15 protein-coding genes are annotated in these 15,509 nt (G+C 47.8%); 2 read left to right on the forward strand and 13 right to left on the reverse strand.

The window, feature by feature from the left end:
- The first annotated feature begins 99 nt into the window (after positions 1-99).
- Entirely contained in the window at positions 100-1,239 is a 1,140-nt protein-coding gene (locus J4617_RS13930) for an acyltransferase (protein WP_110161801.1), read from the forward strand.
- A 63-nt stretch (positions 1,240-1,302) separates the two neighbouring features.
- Here the strand turns inward: J4617_RS13930 and J4617_RS13935 are convergent, their stop codons facing one another.
- Complete coding sequence (locus J4617_RS13935) at positions 1,303-3,054, reverse strand: phage tailspike protein (protein ID WP_023241086.1); 1,752 nt, start codon at positions 3,052-3,054, stop codon at positions 1,303-1,305.
- Positions 3,055-3,189: 135 nt separating this feature from the next.
- Here J4617_RS13935 and J4617_RS13940 point away from each other — a divergent pair, with 135 nt between their 5' ends.
- The gene (locus J4617_RS13940) at positions 3,190-3,438 is read left to right on the forward strand and encodes an Arc family DNA-binding protein (RefSeq protein ID WP_000532177.1); all 249 of its coding nucleotides are present in this window, start codon (positions 3,190-3,192) and stop codon (positions 3,436-3,438) included.
- A gap of 20 nt (positions 3,439-3,458) precedes the next feature.
- Here J4617_RS13940 and J4617_RS13945 read toward each other — a convergent pair whose 3' ends face one another.
- The 12 genes from J4617_RS13945 to J4617_RS14000 all read right to left on the reverse strand — a co-directional run bounded on the left by J4617_RS13945 (position 3,459) and on the right by J4617_RS14000 (position 15,508).
- A complete protein-coding gene (locus J4617_RS13945; protein ID WP_071533035.1) occupies positions 3,459-3,752 on the reverse strand; it encodes a hypothetical protein in 294 nt (97 codons plus the stop codon).
- A 138-nt stretch (positions 3,753-3,890) separates the two neighbouring features.
- Positions 3,891-5,861, reverse strand: coding sequence for a DNA transfer protein (locus J4617_RS13950; protein WP_093984243.1), 1,971 nt, complete (start codon positions 5,859-5,861; stop codon positions 3,891-3,893).
- Positions 5,861-7,216: a phage DNA ejection protein gene (locus tag J4617_RS13955; protein ID WP_170930909.1), complete on the reverse strand. Its 1,356-nt coding sequence runs from the start codon at positions 7,214-7,216 to the stop codon at positions 5,861-5,863. Before J4617_RS13955 ends, J4617_RS13950 begins: the two co-directional genes overlap by 1 nt.
- 9 nt (positions 7,217-7,225) lie before the next feature.
- Positions 7,226-7,915, reverse strand: coding sequence for a hypothetical protein (locus tag J4617_RS13960; protein WP_023241089.1), 690 nt, complete (start codon positions 7,913-7,915; stop codon positions 7,226-7,228).
- 2 nt (positions 7,916-7,917) lie between these two features.
- Complete coding sequence (locus J4617_RS13965; RefSeq protein WP_023241090.1) at positions 7,918-8,373, reverse strand: DUF2824 family protein; 456 nt, start codon at positions 8,371-8,373, stop codon at positions 7,918-7,920.
- Complete coding sequence (locus tag J4617_RS13970; protein ID WP_000774917.1) at positions 8,373-9,074, reverse strand: hypothetical protein; 702 nt, start codon at positions 9,072-9,074, stop codon at positions 8,373-8,375. The genes J4617_RS13965 and J4617_RS13970 overlap by 1 nt, the downstream gene beginning before the upstream one ends.
- Positions 9,075-9,077: 3 nt before the next feature.
- Entirely contained in the window at positions 9,078-10,496 is a 1,419-nt protein-coding gene (locus J4617_RS13975; RefSeq protein WP_093984244.1) for a packaged DNA stabilization protein gp10, read from the reverse strand.
- A gap of 8 nt (positions 10,497-10,504) precedes the next feature.
- Entirely contained in the window at positions 10,505-10,987 is a 483-nt protein-coding gene (locus J4617_RS13980; protein WP_079812206.1) for a packaged DNA stabilization gp4 family protein, read from the reverse strand.
- The gene (locus J4617_RS13985; protein ID WP_079957352.1) at positions 10,962-11,147 is read right to left on the reverse strand and encodes a hypothetical protein; all 186 of its coding nucleotides are present in this window, start codon (positions 11,145-11,147) and stop codon (positions 10,962-10,964) included. Before J4617_RS13985 ends, J4617_RS13980 begins: the two co-directional genes overlap by 26 nt.
- Positions 11,148-11,186: 39 nt before the next feature.
- A complete protein-coding gene (locus J4617_RS13990) occupies positions 11,187-12,464 on the reverse strand; it encodes a P22 phage major capsid protein family protein (protein WP_093984245.1) in 1,278 nt (425 codons plus the stop codon).
- A 10-nt stretch (positions 12,465-12,474) separates the two neighbouring features.
- A complete protein-coding gene (locus J4617_RS13995) occupies positions 12,475-13,368 on the reverse strand; it encodes a phage capsid protein (RefSeq protein WP_140775540.1) in 894 nt (297 codons plus the stop codon).
- A gap of 13 nt (positions 13,369-13,381) precedes the next feature.
- A complete protein-coding gene (locus J4617_RS14000) occupies positions 13,382-15,508 on the reverse strand; it encodes a portal protein (protein WP_093984247.1) in 2,127 nt (708 codons plus the stop codon).
- Position 15,509 lies beyond the last annotated feature (1 nt).

Consider the following 15,509-nt stretch of genomic DNA (forward strand, 5'->3'; position numbering starts at 1 on the left):
TTCTCACCCTCCTGCGTCATAGGTAGATCGCTCACTTTTCAAATGCTAAACTTCCCCCACTCAAAACTCACTATTTTTTCTAATGTTCACAGGCACAAAATGTCTAATAAACGATTAAATGGAATACAATTTTTACGAGGATTTGCTGTTCTTGCTGTTGTTCTTGGTCACAACAGAGGAACAATGTATGACAATATAGTTGCAGGTTCATTTATTGATTACATAACATCCAATGCTATTTTTGGTGTTGAGGTTTTTTTCGTAATAAGTGGGTTTATAATATCTCATTCAACACAGAGTATAAAATTCAGTTCATTTGCAGAATCTTTATCATTCTTAATAAAGCGTTTTTTTAGAATCTATCCTTTGTATTTAATGGTATTGGCACTTTATGTGTCATTATACTATTACAACTATTATACAGGGGAATTTAGTTTAGGGCATCTTTCTATTGAAAATATAATACAATCAGTATTTATTTCTTCTTATCAGAGTGATGTTATATCTCCAATTTATGGCTGGGGCACGCTCGTTGTTGCGTGGACATTGAGATATGAGATTTATTTTTATATAATTTTTGCCATCTCAATGATATTTACAGCAAAATACAGGTCTGTTTTAACAACTGCAATAATTATTACTATATTTATTTTTTCATCATACTATTACCAAGGCCATTTAGTTTTAGACGCGCAATCATTTCCAATACCTAACACCACACCAGATAAGTACATTGGTTTTGCAGGAAACCCAATAGTTTTAGATTTTATTTTAGGAATGATTATAGCGGAATCAGAAAAGTTATTTGGGGACAACAGATTTTATAACAATAAAAATACTGGGTATTTTTATATCGTAATAATAAATATTTGTTTCATATTATGGTTTACTAGTGCGTTCGGTGGAAACGGTATCACGCGCTCAGGTATTATTGCTTTCTTTCTTGTGTTTAGCGTTGTGAGAATTGAAAGGATTTTTTCCCCATCGTTTCCTAAAATAATTACAATAATTGGTGAATCATCTTATTCTTTGTACTTGATACACATCCCTGTAAAGGAGTTCGCCGATTACTACGGAAACTATTTTTCATTTATACCTAAACAAGGTACATTGGCATTATTTATTGCATCAATATCGCTATCAATCACACTTTCCGTGTTAATTTTTAATTTAATTGAGAAGCCAATAAATAGATTTGGTCATAGACTTGCTAATAAAATATTACCTACGCGCAATTAAAAAAAGCCCCAACCGCTATCGGTAGGGGAATTTTAATTTGCATTAAGCCATGTTAATGGACTATCAAGATGTTATATTTAAACCATCTTGCTTGTTTGTTGCTGTATTAGAGTAATTTTCAAATGAATTGCCAGTGCATATATTGCCATACGTTGTTATCCTGTCACCTTCTACTCTTATACCTTCTTCCTGTGGTTTTGGAAAGGCTCCTAATGGGGTTTCACCACATGCTATATTACCGCAGACAGAAATGCGGTTGCAGTTAATAATGCGGATTCCAGTATTTTTATTGTCATTAGAGTTATTATTACTAACACTTCCAAAACTACTATTTTTTACGGTTATCCCGTTTTGTCCGCAAAGGTAAACGCTGTTGCTTTCAATATTGATACCTATACTATCATCAATACTTAATCCCGGCCCAGAAGATTGACGACCAGAACTTACCCAGTTATTTGAGAAATCAACGTAACGCCCACCAATTATCTGTACCCCCGCATAGTAATTATCATCTATGTCACAACCAGTAACTTTGTTAACAGTAAATTCAGGTCCTGGATATGTTGTACGATCTGTGCTGAAGCGGAGGCCCGTGTCGGCGTTATGATAAATAACAGAATCTCTGAACCAAACAGATGGCATTTGAGTTATACTGGCACCATCTTTAGCACTTCTGGCGATGAAGCATTTGTTGAATACCAGTCCGCCGCCTATAGTCCCCTGCTCATCTACTTTTGGTGTTATTAAAATATTTTCTCTTCCCTTTGACTCAACAAATTCACATTGAAAAAATGACCAATCAGAAGATCCCTCAATCCAGGATCCAATACCACCTTTAACTCTAACACTACGCATATTACCAAGGGTAGTAAAATAGGTATGGAAACCTCTATGCGTATCAATAGGGAATATAGAAACATCCTCCCATACAATTCCGTCAATTCGCCCTTCCCATGTCCCGTTTCTGGAGCAGTGGACAATAAAGTCTGTTACATTTGGCGCTTCAATTTCGCGAATATTGGTTGAGTTCCCTCTCACAAGGTAGGTATCAGTAAGGGTAAAGAATGTTGTATAAATATCACCAGCCGGAAAGATAAGCGCCCCCGTAGCAGCAGCGGCTAAAATATACGCCTTATTATCAAACGCACTCCCGGCGTTCGGCACAACACCAAACTCAGTGGCATCACCCGGACCCGTGATACGTTTCCAAGCATATGGGGATGCTACTGCAATAGTGCCACCATCGTCCGTTAAGCCAGTTTTATCGACGCACTGAAATACGCCAGCACCATAACCCTGATGCTCTGTATGCCAGCCTGTGAGTAGGGCGTAATCGCCTATCTCATTTGAATTATCATCACGCATTTCCTGGAATGATTTGAATTTTAATTCTAGCTTGTTCAATGTGTCATATACGTTACTGTCTTTATACCCTACTTTTTTAGATCCATCCGGCTCAGCCAGTTCTTGTCGGAACTGATCTGGGTCATACTTCAATACGTTAGCAATATAATCAACCTGAGAACCATAGGCATCATAGATAGCCATGCTATGACCCTGAACGGTGACAATTTTCACCAGTTGACCGTTGTATACGATTTTACCGGCTGAGTTGATAATTAGCGGCTGAGCAATCTGGACGTGAGATCCATCCTCATTTTCAATGTATACTGGTATCTGATTGGCAGGATTAACAGGATCGGTATCAATCTGACCAATGTAAATTTTCCCATTCGCAACAGCTTTAAACGAACGGGATTCAGTGAAGACGGGACGAGGGTTAGAAACAACTACGTTTGCAGTGATATCTGTCATTTAATGTGCTCCAGATGAAAGTAATCGTCGCAGCGTGGCTACGCCAATGCGTCATTAAGACCACGGTGGTCTTATTGTGGATACAACCAGTAGATCATATGATGCCGATCCACTTACAAAAGTGAGGCATCAGAAATGGGAAGAGATGACCCGCAATTTAACCTCAGGCTACCCTACGAGCTGAAAGAAAAGGTTAAGCAGAGGGCAAAGGCAAACGGAAGGTCACTAAATGCAGAGCTAGTACAGATAGTGGCTGATTCACTTGAAAAGCCTACGCCTGTAATCGGATACAGGGATGATGCTGAACGCGAAGCAGACATCGTATCCAGAGAAATTCAAGAATTAGTATTCGAAAAGTTGAAAGATTTCTATCGAAAAAAATAGCCCGGCGAACCGGGCTTTACTCATTTTTTGCAAGCTATATACATGCTTCTTGATATGGTGTTTGTTGCAAATGCGTTGCCAGTACTTCCGTCAATGTTTGCAATAGCTCCCTGATCACTACCAGTGCTAATCAGGTCATAGCCTTTTGAACCACAAAGATCTCCGGCCTTGGCCTGACACATAGCCCATGAACCACCTACTCCAGAGCATTCTATGGTATATGCCTCTCTTCCATCTGGAGCATACGTTTTTGTTGCTGTAGCGCACCCAGCGAGAAATACACAAAAACAGCCAACCATCACACCTTTTTTCATTATCATCACCCAATTAAGTAAGGGATTCAGATAATATATAGATCAAAGAATGATCTCTATTGGTTCCTACGAGGATTTATGAACAGAGACTTATTGAACTTTGCATTCCTTATCTTCGGCATCGTAGTTGGTAGACTGCTATTCGCTTAATGCATCTGATTTAGCGCCTTGAGCAACAGAGTTAACAGCCCGCTCAACTTCGGCTAACGCTTTCTCGAATGCGGTAGAACCACGTGGAGTATTAGCCAGGCGAAGCATTGAATTACGTGCTGGTTTACTCTCATACATTCTTGCCAGCAAACCATACCCGCCACCAACACCTACCAGCGCAGGGTTAGTTACCGTTCCAATACCTAGGATGAACGGTATAGTTTGCTGACCTGTAGGCGTTGTTACTCCTGCCTGACCAGCACGCTTGGTTGACTCAAGATAGTTCTTCAGTCCTTTCAGATACGCAGCATCTCGTCCTTTAAAAGCGATTCCCGTCTGGGTAGACATTAAATTAACCTGGCGCAGGAACTGATCCGGAGAACCGCCTGATTTCTCCATAGCCTTTCCGATGATGCCGTTACGCATCTGAGCGCGTCCCACATGACCGACTGACCGGTACAGATTCTGAACTTCTGATTTGTTCTTGCTGAACAACATGTTGTTGACAACTTCAGGGGTTAGATCCCCTTTCATCAGAACGTTCTTCAAGCGGGTATTCTGGAGCTTACTAGCCTCATCTGCGTATACCGCATTGGCCTGCTTGTATCTGCGCAGAGTGTCGTTTCCAAGGTTCTGGCCAATGGAGTTATCAATGTCTCCTGTCATTGCCCTGTATACACGCTGCACTGCCGCCTCAGCTGGCGGTGGCATTTGTGTCCTTTCTCCTCTGACATCCATCCTAAACTGCGTTCTCAGTCTGCTTAACTGTTCCAGGTTAACATCACCTTTAGCCAATTCATTCCTGTATGCCTGAAGTTTGCTAATTGTATCCGTGTCGGCAACTTGTCCTAATTTTTGCAGTTTTCCAATCTCATCATCTATCTGCTGAATTGCTCGCGTTGGCTGAATGTTGACTCCTGTCATTGCGCTCTGAACTTGCTCAAGACGGTTCCCTGCTGCTTTCCGAATTCCTGATGTTTTTGCCTTCAGGCTGCCAATAACAATTGACGGATCATACTCACCAAACCGTGATGCAAATTCATCTACCAACTGACTGCGAGCTTCTTGCTGATTAGCTCGCATTGAACTTGTCCCGGCAAATGGGATGTTTTCAGCCGTTGTTTGAGCCATGCGCCCGACTCGTGAGTTTGGCGGCAAAACATCGGTTGTGTGCAATGGCACATCTGCGGAGTTAGCAAATCGGATTGCCTGTTGTGCTTCAGGAGAGATTGCACCACGCACACCACGATATACAGCGCCGGCGGCACGACCTAACTGGTTAATCGCCCCACCAAGTACAACACCAGTTCCGAGGTCAGTGGCGAGTTCCTCGGGGTTGTCCTGCACACTATTTGCAGCCATAGATCCAACTGCGTTTTCTGCCAGCAAGCGAGATGCTCCTTGTGCAACTCTCCCGGCAATGGTTGGAGCCTGCGCCGCAATACGTTCAGCTCCTACCGGAGTTAGATAGGGCAATGCTTCTGAGAAGATTTTCCCTTCTGTTGTTTGCGGGGTTAGCGCTCCCTGCTGAAGACCAAAATCTTGAGCAATCCCCTCAGTAGTAACACGAGGAGCGGGCTGATAAGTTCCGTCGCCTAACCCTAGTTGCTTGCCAGCCCACGCGCCGGCGCTGGCAACCGCATCAGCCATCGATGCAGGAATATTTGCCAGGTTCACTCCAGCCTGAAGCATTCCGCGTCCTGTTTCTGCTGCCGCGCTCACGATGTCAGAAAGGAAGCCCCCCCGATCTTGTGGCTGTGCTTCCTGCGGTGCCTGTTGAGGCTCTGCTGACGGCACCGGATACGCAGCATAGAAAGCCTGTTTAGCCTGCTCAGCCTGATCGCCTGCCTGAGGTGCAACCACTTCATTGAAGTATTGCTCCTGAGCCTGTGCCTTCTGTTCTGGTGCCAATGCCTGATATTGCTGAGAGGCAATAACGTCTTTCCATGCCTTAGCCATTAATCACCCCATAGTGAAGAAAAGTTGCTGTTGGATGCAGGCTGTGATTTCTGTACAGGTTGGGATTGCTGATACTGCGATTTACCAACATCAACATTGTACTGCTGGTTGTAATTGTTGGTGTATTCCTGAATCTCACGAATAGACTGCTGCATAGCCTTCGGGCTAGAGTAATCTACTTGCGGCATCCCCTGAAAATACATCTTCGCTTCTGCAATGGTGTTGATACCGCTAGCGCCCATATCTCTTGCTGCTGCCACGCCCTGATTCTGCATTCTTCCCTGAATACGTTGTGCGGAGTTATATAACTGGCGTTGCTCTTTGCCTGTGAGTCGGCTGCGAACATCTGCACCAATTGCCGGATTTCCAGCTCCGCCAGTCATGCCAGTCATGAAATCGAGAGCAGAAGCATCTGCATTTGCGATTGCGTCAATGTCTTTCTTCATCGCGTAGTTCTGTGCGCTTGCCGCAGACGTTGGAGGTGCTGCAATAGCACTTGCCGGTACGCGAACCATATTGCCGTTATCGTCAATGCCTTCGTAAAATGCATTCGCCCCTGCGCCGTGAAGTTTTCCGTCAATGTTGACTGTTCTACCATCTGCAAGCTGAACGACCCGATTCCCCTCGACTCCTGATATCGTTCTGGCGTTCGCCCTTTGCATTGCCAAATCCTGACCGCGGCGGGCTGTAGAGGCTGACATGTCTTGTCCGCGCATAGTAATATTTTGCCCGCGAGCCTGAAGTCCTTCCCCTGCTTTATTGCTGCGGATTGTTTCAGCTAGTCGACCTCTGTCAATCTCGCGACCTGTCAACTTGTCCTGAATATCAAAATACTTTTCTGGTCCTACCGCGTGCATCCCAATAAGGTCTGTTAACTGCGAGAAGCCTTCAGGGCTTTGTTGATATGTCTGCCACGCCTGTTCAGGAGATACGCCAATTTGCTGCAGTGTATTCTGGTGAGTGGCAAGCTCTCGCATCACCGCTTCAGGCCCCTGAGCGGCGGCAATATTCAATCGTGCAGACATATCGCCCATCGCCTGATTTCTGTCAGCATCAACAAAGCCCATGCCCTGACGAATTGTTTCAATCTGGTCTGGATTGGTGGCTGCAAGTTGACGCAAGGCGTCCCGATCACCTGCCGCATAAGCCTGACCGAAAGCTTTTTGAAAGTCAGAAAGCCTCTGAGCAGCCTCATTCTGCTGTATTGCCTGACCAACTGCACCAAGACCCTGAGCAAGTTGAACTCCAACGTTTGGGCGCTGGCTAAAGTCGTAGTTTGATAGTGATGGCTGCCCGGGCGCGTTTTGGTTTGCCACCTGCATTGACGGCAAACCAGCAAGTTGAAATGTAGCCACGATAACTCCTTAGAAGAGTGAGCCAAGCAATCCGATACCAGCACCGATACCAGCGCCCCATGGCGTGGAAGTACCTAACAGGCTTGCAATACCAGCACCTGCAAGCGCACCACTCGTACCCCCGCTAATGGCACTTCCAAGCGTGGATTGACCAGAACCCTGAGAGCGGATAGCCGCCATCTGTTGTGCAAGATTACCTGCGTTATTTGCATAGTTCTGTCCTGCCGATGCTTGGCCTGCTGCCGCAGACTGACCAACGTTTAACAGGTTGCCATAGTTTTGCATCTGCCCTGACAACCAGTTCTGCCCGAGCGTTGGTGCAATGGATGCAATTTGGTTTGATGTTGCTGTAGAGCCAAGACCTCCGGTGGCTTCCGCTGCATTCAGGCTTTGATAGCGAGCCTGATCAGCCAACTGTTTATACTGGTCTGAGTTGTAATACTGATTGAGAGCGCTGTTCTGACCTTCCAGCGTTGATAGCTGCTGAATCTGCTGGAGAGCCGGCAAACCTGCGGCGGCGTAAGGTGCCAACTGCTCCATCACACGATTGAATTGTTGGTTTTGCAGGTCTGCTGCGTACTGTGTTGCTTTTGCGGATTCTTTTGCCCCGCTGCTTGATGAGCCACCTTTACCGCCTTTTTCAGGATAATAAGGTTCCTCACCGCGCAGTTTTCTGCCCAGCGTAAATGCATATAACATGTTTATCTCCCGTGATTCAGGAAGTCGATTAGTTCTTCGCGTGTGGCGCTGTAAAACGTCACGTCATCCACGCCTTTGAAGTATTTCTTGATGGTTCCTACACGCTTAAGACCAATCATTGCGCAGTACATCTGACCGTGGCGAAATTTGCGTGCAGCAAATGATGTAACGCACTGAACGGTGGTATTGGTAAGAATATATCGCCAGAACGTCAGCCCGATTTCCTTACTGAATCCTCTAATCTCAGGCAGATACATGGCGTGGCATTCAAAGGTTAGCGGCTGAATCTCGTTGTAATACACGATGCCACCGAACTGACCATGTACGTTCACTTCGAAATAGCGGTACTCAGGTTTGTAGTCGTATCCGTCACCGTTGTTACTCCCGGCGATGATGTCGGGATGATTGCCGACCGTTTCTATCAGGTCGATGTTGCGTGTTGGAATGAATGTAATCATCAGTTGATTAATCCATGAGTTCGTATTGCATCTTCGAGAGCTTTGATACGCTGTCGCGCCTGCTGCAATCCGGTAGCCAGAGCTGATACCTCAGACTGCGTATATGTGGCACTGACCGTGTATGCCTGGTTAGCGTTGAATGCACCGAGAAGCGCAGCGCCTGTTGCTGCTGTCCATCCGGTCTGTCGAGCACCGATAACTTTAGTACCGCCAACTGAATAGGACGTTGTCACGTTGAGAGGTGACGCCAGCGATTGTGTTGCGGTAGCTGTTTTCGATACGTAATCAACCTGCAATGCAGAAATATTTCCTTCAGCCGTCGTCACTCTACCATCAAGAGCACTGACATCAGCCTGCAAGGTGACTATTTCTCCTTCAGCCGTGGTTAGTCTGACATCCAGCGCCGCAATTGCATTGGTATTTGCAGTAATACGGATTTCATGGTCGTCTACGTCGATGCGTAACTGCTGAATTTTCGCTTCGTGGTCTGCAAGCTCAACATCCTGCTCATCGTTCTTTACCTGCGCGTCATAGGCACCTTGCCCTGCTTCGTTTGCCTTTCCCGCAATAGCGCCAACGTCAGCCCCCTGCGCGATTACGTAGAGCAGATAAGACTGGCTGAAGACGTTGCGGGGGAGGATTGAGGCATCAAGACGAGTGGCCTGAATAATGACAGGCTTATTAAGTGACGGGTCTGCCATATGTTACTCCAGACGAATTTGACACCCGGATAGTGTTACTGGTGATTTGGTGATTACCCGCAGTTTGAATCCGATTAATCGACGAATGCGCCCAACACGTTTCCAGATAACACGCTTGTCGTACACAAACGGCTCATTTTGTTCAATCATCTGTTCGCGACCGTAATTGATTCCGTCCGTGGTTGCAGACAGAAACAGGCGGTCAGCATATTGAGCAACACCAGTGGATGATTCAACTTCGAGGTCGAAGCATCTGGCATTGTCCGCTTTGAAGAGGGGGGTAAACAACAGGTGTTCTTGCTGTAGTCCGTATTGGCTGCTGATGTCGAATTGCAATTGTCCTGTCAACGCTTCTGATTTATCGCCGCACGTTATCTGGTTGCCTTCATACATGAAGTCGACAGCACGATATACATCATCGTAAAGCCCTGTTTTCAGCACACACCATTGCGGTCCGTTCTGACTTGACGATGCGTCGTAAACCAGAACATGACGAGGAAGATGAATAATCAGAAGCTCATGAGAATCGAAGCGCAAAGTCTCCATTACACCAGTCGCCAGTTCTTCAGCTGTGTATGAGCGGATAATCTTCTCAATACTGGCCGTCGCAATTGGTGAAGCCTGCCCTGACCCGATGATGTATACGGAAGGTGCGCCAGTAGCCGGATGACTGATGAATGCATATGAATCAGCGAATGGCGTTTTACAGTATGTTCCGGCAACGCCCTTCTGTACCATCAACGATGGCTGTGCGACATACAACGCAGCGCCTGCTGTGGTTGTTCCGGTAAGCGAGAAATACTCTATCGTCGACGAGCCAAAGCAGACGATGAAATCTCGCCATGAACCTATGCCAATTATCCCGTCCGGCTGCGATTCTGCGCGATATTCTGCACTGTAGCGGTCAGGATGCGATTCATCTTCGAGGTCAGTGATAAACCATGAATCAGTGCCGTCTTTTGACCACGCATAACGCCCACGTAAGCGCGTAATGTCGCGGACTGAGCCTAACTCATACTGCGTGTAATCGCTGTCTGCAGGCCAGTTTGAGACGGTTTTAACGGTGCCATCATAGCGATACTCGACCAGTTGACCATTAACGCCTACCGCCTGTGATGTGCGACCATGTGCCATAGATACGCGACCGCTTCCGGCAACATCACCTACTACGGTTTCCCCTTTGTAGAGCTTGCCACCGCAGACGCGATATACGGCATTCTGCGCCATGTTGTACTCGACGCCGCGCGATACGCCGTTCACATCAGAACGCTTGGAAATTCCCGGGAAGGAGCGTAAATAACCGCTACTGTTGAGTACCTCTTTGGGCGTTGCTAAAAGATTGACAGGGAGTTGGTCGATGTAATCAGCATTGATCGGACTCTTCCCCAACCCCTTCATTAGTGGAAGCTGCTGTATTGGCATTTACTCACCTATGGGTTTGGAATATCGCCATCAATCGGAGGCAGATCGCCAGGGTAATAGCGATCAGATGTGAACACGTCATACTTGTTACCCTGACCGACAGGAAAGTCTCCGCGGCGGCGCATTGATGGAACGACCAACGTGTCGGTCAATAGAGCGTCGTATGCCTTGGACGCGTTTGTCTCGATTCGTGGCGTTGGCTCAATGCCATAATCCGACATCATGCGGAGAAGAAGTTGGTAGCCAACAGCATGCTTGTATTTGCGTGGCAGACCAGAGTCATCATCAGGTAGCGGCTCTTCGTCATCAGCAGAGAAAATGTACCCGATTTCACCAGGGTTAATTAGCCACTCGGCCATCATATCTTCTAAATCGACAACACCGTCCTCTACTGATTGAGGTTCTACGTCAGTCAGTGTTGCGTTGGATGCCACCGCGAACTTACGCAGGGCAAACAGTACGATTTCACCCTTTGTTAGAGTCGTCGCCATTATCTGCCGCCTTGCGTCCACGCTTGGTTGCTGGTTTTAAGTCGTCTACTGATGCAACGAAGCCGAGTTTTTCGTAAATCGGGAAGTCTTTTTCTGCAATAACTGCCTGAACATAACCGGCTTCGTTATCAGCGGTAAGAAATACACTCATGCGATCCATGTTGTCTCCTCAAAAAGAAGGGGCCGAAGCCCCTTATGGTTATGGATTGCCGAAAAATTGCCCGCCCATGTGAGGGTTGTAGCAAACATAGGCCGGCAGCAGGTCGAAACGCATTTTCTGCACGTTGGCGTCGCCGTCAGAGTACTTGTGAACGCGGATAGAAAAGCCTTCGTAAGTGGCGACCGCAGAGTCGATGCTGTTCAACTTCGGCAGCGGAATGGTACCCAGTCCACAGAAGAATTTGTTATAGAACAGGTTCGGCTTCATGGTCTGCCCTGCGGTACCAACTACTGTTACCTCATCACCAGAAGTCACGGCCCGGCTCACTGCGTTGTACTGCGGGTTAGTGGTGTCGTAAATTGGAACACCGGAAAGAGTCACAGTTACAGCACCGCCAGATGTAGAATTGGCGTCAGCCAGTACGGTAGCCGTAAAGCTGATTGGTGCAGAACCGTTATACAGAGCCTGCTTGGTCTGCTGCTGCAGCCAGTAGGTGCTTGTGAACTTAATCTGATCGCCAGCCTTCAGGAAGCCAGTGACAGATGCTGTCGCGCCAGCCAGGGTTACGCTGAACTGGTAGGTATCTTTCACCGCGTCATAAGTAACGGTTGGAGTTGTGGAGACAGTCAGAGTACCGCCGAAAGCGCCCTGAGTTCGCGAAGCAAGGCCGTTGGACATCAGCGCACGGATACCGCCGAAGTTTCCTGAAATCTGCGCATCTTCCCACGCTGAACGAATCAGTTGATCATTACCATGCAGGCCGGACTGGGCATCAGCCAGGCGCTGCGCAGACCATGGGTCCATAACAGCGTAGTTTTCACCCTCTTTCACGCCTAAGTCTTTCAGGAATGAAGCGGTTTGAGCCACGTCAGACCATTTGCTGATCGGGGTGTTCGGAGTGCCAAGTGACAGCGCGCCATTGTTCATCATGAATTTGGCGAGTTCAGTTTCCAGATCTGTGACGATTCGCTGACGAACCGGGGCGAGAATCTCGTCCAGTTGGTTCAGTTTGATGGCTTCTTCAAGTTGCCCATACTCGACGGCAACGGTGATGTAGTTGCCGACTTTGCCTGTGGCTTTACCGGAAATCAGGTTGTTCTTGGCCTGACCGGAAATGTCACCAGTAGGGGTTCGCACTGATGCGAATTGATGCGGACGTTTAAAGCTAACGCTGTCGCCAGTGCTGGAGTTGATTTCACCTGCCAGTAACTGACGGTCTACGGTTTTAGCGAGAACAAGGTCGGACATAAAGCCCGGCAGGAATTTTTTCAGAACAATTTGACTGACGTTGCTGTCTAGTTTGTTATTGGTAGCCATTTAGCTTTTCCTATTCGATTGTTGCGCCGGGGCAGAGTTTGTTGAAGTCGTCTTGTTTCGCATCAGCACCGCCACCACGAACTTCCGGCTCTGGTTTTGGGGCTTTCTTAGGCTTCGGTGCAAGGCTAACTTGCTTACTAATCTGGCCTAAGAGGAATGCTGCGCGAATTGGGTCTGTCTCAGCGGCTACACGCTGGCGTAGTTGTTGGTTCTTCCCGAGTGCGTAGGCAATCAGTTCAGAACCCTCGTCTGCTGCATGGATCAGGATTTCCTGCTGAATGGCCGGAAGTTCACGGCGAACAATTTCCTCAGTCTCCCGATAGTCTTTAACCGGAAGCCTGGTCGAACGTTCGTTATGCTTCTCAAGGCGCTGCTTAAATCGCTGTATAACCTCTTGCTGCTGACGTTGCTGCTGCTGTTTCTGTTGTTCGGCACGGCTCTTTTTCTCATGCCAGTCAGTCAGTGCTGTTTCAAACGCCTGTTCATCGTAGTCACACGACTCAAGCGTAGGTTTTGGTGGAATAGCATCTGTTTGTGTTTGTGTTGGTTGCTGTTCCGCTGGCTTGGCTAGAGCTTCCTCAAGCTGGCGTCGCAGTTCACGGTTTTCTTTTTGTGTCTCTTTAAACCCTTTGCGTAAATCCTTCACCCACTGCGGCGCAGGCTGACCATCAACGTGATCGTCATCCTCTTCCGTCAGCGGTATTTCCTCATCACCGATTTGCAGTGAGTATTCATCCGGCTCTGGCTGCTCTTCGGTCTTATCGTTAGCTTCCACCTCGTTCTCAGTTTCTGCCCGGTCCTGCTCCTCAGGCTGCTTTTGTTCTTCAGTGGTTACTTCTTCGACTGTTTCCTGTTTTTCAGACAAGTCAATAACCTGACCGTCGATGATCAGTTCGTTTTCCATTGATTACTCCTGATTAACTCGGCATTAAGTCTGCCGGTGACTGTGGTGATGTGGGGATTTGTGATTGTTGCGACTCAGACACGTCTTTAAGCAGGCGGATAGCCTCCATGACGGCTTTGTCGTCGATGTTTCTGGCCTGAGCCAGCTTGTAAACGGTATTGGCCTGACTCTCCATTGCATCCTGTTGTGCGGTGAATGCCTTGATTTGAGTTTGTGCCGTTTCATTCGTTGCTTTTTGTGCTTCAGCCTGCGCCGCAACCATCTGAGCCTGAGCGAGAACCATTTCAGGATTTTGCTGGTTAGCTGCTGCCTGCTGAGCCTGCATGACAATCTGCTGCTCTTTCTCATTGCGCGGCTTAACGATGCCAGAGGTTAACAACTGATTGCGGTTGTACTCTTTGAAGTCGTCCAGGCCTTCACCGTCGATGTTATCCAGGATGATCCCCTGAATAGCAGGGCGCATTGGGTCGTTCGGTAACATCGTGCTAAGTACATTTGTCAGTACTGATACGGTTGCGTCACGTCTCGCCGTATAGCTTGGGCCAACATCCACGGTGACATCGTAGCGACCTGTTGATAGGTCATTCAGTGCAACCACTCGCCCTGTCTGGCTATCGACGACCTGAGCATTCATTAGCGCGATGTCGTCTGTCCCATCCTCGTTAACGACACGAACCTCACGTTCCGAACCGTATACCTCTCGAGCCATGGATAACCAGACTTCGCCTGCGCGCTTCAGGCTCTTAGCCATATTGTCCAGGTAGATGAACGAGGCCATATCTGCGCGGTTCATCAGGTTGTTAACCGTTTCCTGTGCGATGTTGCTAGGCATCTGCTGCATTGCCTGGCTGCTACCGGTTACTTCCTGAATGTCTGCACTGGTTAGCTGAAGCATTGTTGCAATTGCCGGACTCAACTGAGGCGCTGGAGTAAATGAACCTGGCGCCGCTGGACCAATTGGATTTCCAGACTTGTCTCTTGGGGCTCTAGCAACTAAGAATGCAGGTCGCTTCTTGCCTCGATCCTCCCAATGTTTCTCAAGCCCCCTCACCTGCTCAGGGTCAAAGATAGGAACCTGACCCGGGTCTTGTGCTGCTGAGTCTGCGAGCATCGAAACCTGAAGGTTGTAGAGGCGCTGCGGGTCCATCGCTTTTGCAATGTGACCTTCTACGCGCTCAATGTCGTCGATGAACCAGCGTTTCCCATATACCGGGATAAGCGGGATATGCTCGCCAGGGATTCGGCGAGGTTTCTCAAGAAAGTTCTGTCCATCCACCACTGATACATAAACACGGCGGCGTTTAACGGAGCGACGCGCAACCTCCTGGAATCCAGCAAGTGCCAACTCATCTTCGATATCTTCAATCTGGTCGCTGTCGTAGGTAGCAATCTCGCCAGTGATTGGCTGGCGATAACTGATGACATCTACAGACTCTTTGCGTACTTCGTAATATTTGGCGATATAAACCACTTCAGGCTCAAACCAGTCATATTCCCAACTGGTCATCGTGGTTACATCTAGCGATGCAGGAGGTGTCTTTCCATACTCAGCTTCGTACTTCTCTGGAGAAAGTGAGTACATGCAGAACGCCCACAGAGCGTCTGACTTGTCGTACTTCTTCGCATCAGGATCGAACCATACTGAGCGTGAAGGGTCGTATACCGGTTCAATGGCAATGCGCTGGCGCTCATCCATTGGGTCGTATTCGTTGACTAGCATCGACGTTAAGCGGAAGCAGCCAAAGCCACCTGTTGCGGCGTCGTCAAATGCGTTATCGCAAGCCTCTCCACCATCAGTCTCTTCGTAGTCAGCGCGGAACAGGCCATTCAGCTTATTTGCTAACTCTTCACTGGCTTCTTTGTCACCAGGGCGAAACTTAACGGTGATGCGGTTGTTTCGGTATTCGGCGATGATACGGTTAAGCTCTGTCGCTACTTTGTTAATCTCAAACTTTGGGTACTTCTCGAACCGGTCATCAAGCTTAGTTCCCGCTGCCGTTGCCCCTTCCCATTGACCGCCAGGAACACGAGCGAATCGAGTAGCCTCAATGCACTTTTCGCGCACGTCTTGCTGCGGCGTATAGGCGCGGTCAAACCTGAGCATGATGCGCTCATGTTTTTTCTCTAATGTCTCTGCCATT

Source organism: Salmonella sp. 32010601201800023SM, from assembly GCF_017572235.1.
GTDB classification, from domain to species: domain Bacteria; phylum Pseudomonadota; class Gammaproteobacteria; order Enterobacterales; family Enterobacteriaceae; genus Salmonella; species Salmonella enterica.